The organism is Candidatus Latescibacter sp. (assembly GCA_030692375.1).
Classification (GTDB): Bacteria; Latescibacterota; Latescibacteria; order Latescibacterales; family Latescibacteraceae; genus JAUYCD01.
Window position 1 is genome coordinate 1 of the sequence record JAUYCD010000032.1, and the last position, 5,324, is coordinate 5,324.

At 52.4% G+C, this 5,324-nt stretch carries 3 protein-coding genes and 1 pseudogene; all 4 read left to right on the forward strand.

Going from position 1 to position 5,324, the window contains the following annotated elements; translation table 11 throughout:
- Positions 1-232: 232 nt before the first annotated feature.
- Positions 233-388, forward strand: a pseudogene (locus tag Q8O92_02040) (hypothetical protein).
- 46 nt (positions 389-434) lie between these two features.
- A complete protein-coding gene (gene rpiA, locus Q8O92_02045) occupies positions 435-1,154 on the forward strand; it encodes a ribose-5-phosphate isomerase RpiA (GenBank protein MDP2982094.1) in 720 nt (239 codons plus the stop codon).
- Positions 1,155-1,512: 358 nt separating this feature from the next.
- Positions 1,513-3,036, forward strand: coding sequence for a glucose-6-phosphate dehydrogenase (zwf, locus tag Q8O92_02050; protein ID MDP2982095.1), 1,524 nt, complete (start codon positions 1,513-1,515; stop codon positions 3,034-3,036).
- 78 nt (positions 3,037-3,114) lie between these two features.
- On the forward strand, positions 3,115-5,324 hold a 2,210-nt coding region (locus Q8O92_02055), incomplete at its 3' end, for a glucosidase (protein ID MDP2982096.1).

Below are 5,324 nucleotides of genomic sequence, written 5' to 3' on the forward strand. Positions count from 1 at the left end.
GGGGATGCCAAAGGCAGGGGGGATTTCTTCTTCCCGGCGAATAAAGATCCCCCCGCCGCTTGAGCGGCGACCCCCTTTTTAAGGGGGTAAAAAGAAAAAGAAACTTCAGCACCAGACATTATCTGATTGACATTACACTAGTTCGGCATGACACTTGTCATCCTGAACTTGTTGCCGCTTTGCGGGAACGATATAACCGTTTCAGGATCTATACGCTGAAACAGAAGGGAATATGAACGCAGATACAAAGATTCTGGAGCAGCGATGCATCAATGCCATTCGCTTTCTTGCGGCGGATGCGGTGCAGAAGGCGAATTCCGGGCATCCGGGCGCTCCCATGGGTGCGGCTTCGATGGCTTTTGTCCTCTGGACCCGTTTCTTACGGCACAAGTGGTGGAGCAGGCCAGAAAATTGATAGAGTAGAGGGGAGAGAAATGGATGAGGAAAGAGACCGTGAAAAAAAACAGGCCTCCGAGCGGGCGGTGGATTTTATCAAGACGGGTATGATTGTAGGGCTGGGTCATGGCAGCACAGTCCATTATGCTATTCTCCGGATTTCACATCTTTTGCGTGAAGGCAAGCTTGAAAACATTCTCTACGTCCCCTGCTCGGATAATGTCGGAGAAACAGCTCTGAGATTGGGAATTCCCTTGACCACTCTCGACGAACATCCTGCACTGGATGTGACTATTGATGGGGCGGATGAAGTGGACCCCGGCCTGAATCTTATCAAAGGAAGAGGCGGAGCGCTCCTGCGGGAAAAAATCGCGGCCCAGGCCAGCCTGCGCGAGATAATAGTGGTGGACAGCTCAAAACTTTCCCCGGTGCTGGGGACGAACAGCCCAATCCCAGTGGAGGTGGTTCCTTACGGCTGGCGCTCCCAGGCGGCGTTTCTCGAATCTATCGGCGGACATCCCGAGATTCTTTATACCGGCAACGGGATACAGTTCCGAACCGACCAGGGCAACATGATCCTGAATTGCCGGTTCGGCCCCATCGTTCATCCCCAACGTCTTGCGGAAAGGTTGAACAGCCGTGCCGGAATAGCCGGGCATGGGCTGTTTCTGGGGCTGGCCACCGATGTGATCGTGGGCGCAGGGCAGGAAATCAAGCACCTGCGGAGTGCGGCCACCACCAGCAAGGCAGATGCCTAAACAAGTTCGGCATGACACGTGTCATCCTGAATCGTTGAACTCGTTTCAGGATCTTACCCGAATTATTCATAAAGTTACGTAAATATTTTCTCAACTTATTTTTGAACAAGTACTTATGCCTACTGATGGAAGGCAGCCCCCTAAATCCCCCGGAGGGGGACTTTACGTGGTAAATATAATAACATGTAAGTGCAACATAATTTGTAAAAAACTGTTACGCATTGTCTTTCAGTCTTTTAAGTCCCCCTTTGGGGGATTTAGGGGGCTGTAGTTTTGAGGCTTACAGGAAAAAATATTTTTTATGAATAATCCCGGCTAATTTCTCAATCATAAAATTTATCATGGGAGGAATTATACGATGGCTCCTGTCAACACTACGGCGATGCCTGTGACCATCGTCATCTTCGGCGCTACCGGGGATCTTACCCGACGGAAACTGATTCCTTCCCTTTTCAGCCTGTATCGTAAGGGACGGCTGCCTTCCGGGCTGAGAATAGCCGGCTATGCCCGCCGCCCTTATTCAAACGAGATTTTTCGCAATTATCTTCTTGAAGGGGTACAGGAGTATGTTCGTGGTTCATTCGACCCGGCTGCCTGGCAAGCTTTTTCCCAAAACATCGTCTATGTCCGTGGCGACCTGAGTAATACAGAAGATTATCCGGGGCTGCAACTCTCTCTGGGAGAGATAGAAGGAGGTCCGGCCAACCGGGTCTATTATCTGGCCTCCTCGCCTGAATACTTCCCGATCGTCGTAAAAAATCTCGGAGAGAGCCGCATGGCCGGCGAAGAGGAGGGCTGGCGGAGGATAGTCATCGAAAAACCTTTTGGCCGGGACCTTCCCTCAGCGGTAGAACTCAACCGTATCATCCTATCCGTTTTCCAGGAAAGCCAGGTTTACCGCATCGATCATTATCTTGGCAAGGAAACCGCCCAGAACATCCTTTTTTTCCGCTTCGGGAACACTATCTTCGAGCCGATATGGAATCGGAACTACATCGATCATGTTCAGATTACCATGGCGGAAAGTGTGGATGTGGGACACCGGGCCGGTTATTACGACCAGGCCGGAATTATCCGGGATATTTTCCAGAATCACATGATGCAGCTTTTGGCGCTGGTAGCCATGGAGCCTTCCAGCTCGTTTGAAGCGGACGCCATCCGTAACGAGAAAAGCAAGGTGCTCACAGCTCTTCGTCCAATTGCCGCGGATGAAGTTGCCAAGTACGCATTGCGCGGTCAATACCGGGGCTACCGTGGAACGGAAAAGGTCGCTCCCGATTCACAAATCCCCACCTATGCCGTCCTGCAGATATATATCGACAACTGGAGATGGCAGGGCATACCCTTTTTTCTCCGTTGCGGGAAAGCATTGACCGCAAAAACCACCGAGATCAATATTCAGTTCCGACGCCCCCCTCATGTGTTGTTTCCCCTTCCACCCGGGCGGGATATAAAACCGAATCTGCTGACTATCGGAATTCAGCCCGATGAAGGAGCTCACCTCCGTTTTGAAGTAAAAAATCCGGACACCACAGCGGAAATGCATTCGGTAGAGATGTCGTTCCATTATGCCGATGTTTTCGGCCCGGACAGCATCCCCGAATCTTACGAGCGCCTGCTCCTGGATATCCTGGTCGGCGACGCCTCACTCTTTGCCCGGAAAGACGCCATCGAAACAGCCTGGCGGTTCATCGATCCGATTATCAAAGGACTCGATGGTCAGGCCGCGCCGCCTCTGTACATCTATGAACCGGGAAGCCGGGGACCGGCGGAGGCGGATGAATTCATAGCCCGTGCAGGCTATGCCTGGCTGCACCGCTGCGGAGGTCATGACAGCACCTGCGAGAGGGAGGAATACTCATGGAAAAAACCGCATCAGTAACCGGCGTGTCCAATAAATGCCGATGCCCTGCTTCTGCATGTTTTTTATATTCCATGCGCAATTCTTGAGGATTTTTGCATGAACGCAGAAACTCGAAGACTCCGGGAAGTCAACACAAAGAAAAAACCCTGGCGCACATGGGGGCCTTATGTGGCCGGGCGCCAGTGGGGAACCGTGCGGGAAGATTACAGCCCCGATGGGAAAGCATGGGAATTCCTTACCCATGACATGGCCCGCAGCAAGGCATACCGATGGGGAGAGGAAGGAATCGCAGGGATATGCGACAACCTCCAGCTCGTGTGTTTCTCTCTGGCGCTCTGGAACGGGAAGGATCCTTTCCTCAAAGAGCGATTGTTCGGCTTGACCAATGATGAAGGGAACCACGGCGAAGATGTAAAAGAATATTACTACTACCTTGACAACACCCCGACGCACTCATATATGAAAATGCTTTACAAGTATCCCCAGGCCGAATTCCCCTATGCCCGCCTGGTGGAAGAGAACCGGAGACGGGGGAAAACCGCCCCCGAATTCGAGCTTATCGACACCGGTATATTCGACAGGAACGCCTATTTCGATGTATTCGTGGAGTATGCCAAAGCCTCGCCGGAAGATATTCTCATACGGATCACCGTGGAGAACCGCGGCGCCGAGAAGGCTATTATTCATGTACTGCCGCACCTGTGGTTTCGAAATACCTGGGCATGGACGACGGGTGAAGAAATACCGCAGTTGACCCCGGCCGATAATTCGGCAATAAAAGTGTATCATCCGGAATTGGGAGAATACCGGTTATACTTTTCCGGCAGGCCGGAGATGCTCTTCTGTAATAATGAGACAAACACGTCAAGGTTGTATGGTACGGAGGCCGGAGGATATTTCAAGGACGGAATAAACGAATACATTGTGCACGGCAACCTCGGGGGAGTTAATCCCAGCCGGCTCGGAACCAAAGCCGCGTTGCATTTCACCACCGAGTTAGAAGCCGGGGCCTGTGAGATATTCAAGCTGCGTTTTTCCAGGCGGGCGCTGACTCTTCCCTTCCGGTCCTTCGATACCGTTTTTTCCCGGCGTCAGCGGGAAGCGGACGATTTTTATACTGTAGAGATTCAGCGCGCGGATTCTGTACCCGGGATAGCCGATCCGGACGCCCGTAATGTCCAGCGCCAGGCATTTGCAGGAATGCTCTGGACAAAGCAGTTCTATTATTATGACGTCCGCAGGTGGCTGGAAGGCGACCCGGGGCAGCCTGCGCCCCCGCCCGAACGACGGCGCGGTCGTAACCGTGACTGGACGCACCTGAATAACGCTGATGTCATAACCATGCCCGACAATTGGGAATATCCCTGGTATGCGGCGTGGGATATTGCCTTTCACTGTATTCCTTTTGCCATGATCGACCCGGAGTTCGCCAAGCATCAGTTGATCCTGATGACCCGTGAATGGTACATGCACCCGAACGGCCAACTTCCGGCGTATGAGTGGGAATTCAGCGATGTGAATCCACCTGTTCATGCCTGGGCCGCCTGGCGGGTTTACAAAATCGACCGAAAGCGGCATGGGGGCAAGGGGGATATCCCCTTTCTCGAACGGGTGTTTCACAAACTGCTGCTGAATTTCACCTGGTGGGTCAATCGCAAGGACCCGGAAGGGCGAAATATCTTCCAGGGCGGATTCCTAGGATTGGATAATATCGGTTTGTTCGACCGCAGTTCCCCTCTGCCGAACGGCGGTTTTATCTACCAGGCTGATGGGACAAGCTGGATGGCGATGTATTGCCTGAACCTCATGCGCATTGCCCTTGAGCTGGCGATTTACAATCCTGTGTATGAGGATATCGCAACCAAGTTTTTCGAGCATTTTTTAAACATCGCCGCGGCAATGTTCAACATCGGCAGCGAGGGAGTAAGCCTCTGGGACGAGGAAGACGAATTTTACTATGATGTATTATTTGTACCGGGAGAACGGGTTTACCCGATCAAAGTCCGTTCCCTGGTTGGCATCATTCCTCTTTTTGCGGTTGAAACGCTGGAACCGGAAATTCTCGAAAAACTCCCCGGTTTCAACCGCCGATTGAACTGGTATCTGAAATACCGTCCTGACCTGGCGCAGCTTGTCTCGCGCTGGCATGAACCCGGCTTTGGGGAACGACGCCTGCTCTCGCTGCTCCGCGGCCATCGGATGAAAAGGATTCTCAAACGCATGCTCGATGAGACGGAATTTCTTTCCGATTACGGAGTTCGCTCGCTCTCGAAGCAGCACAATGCTGACAATCCCTATCGGTTAAC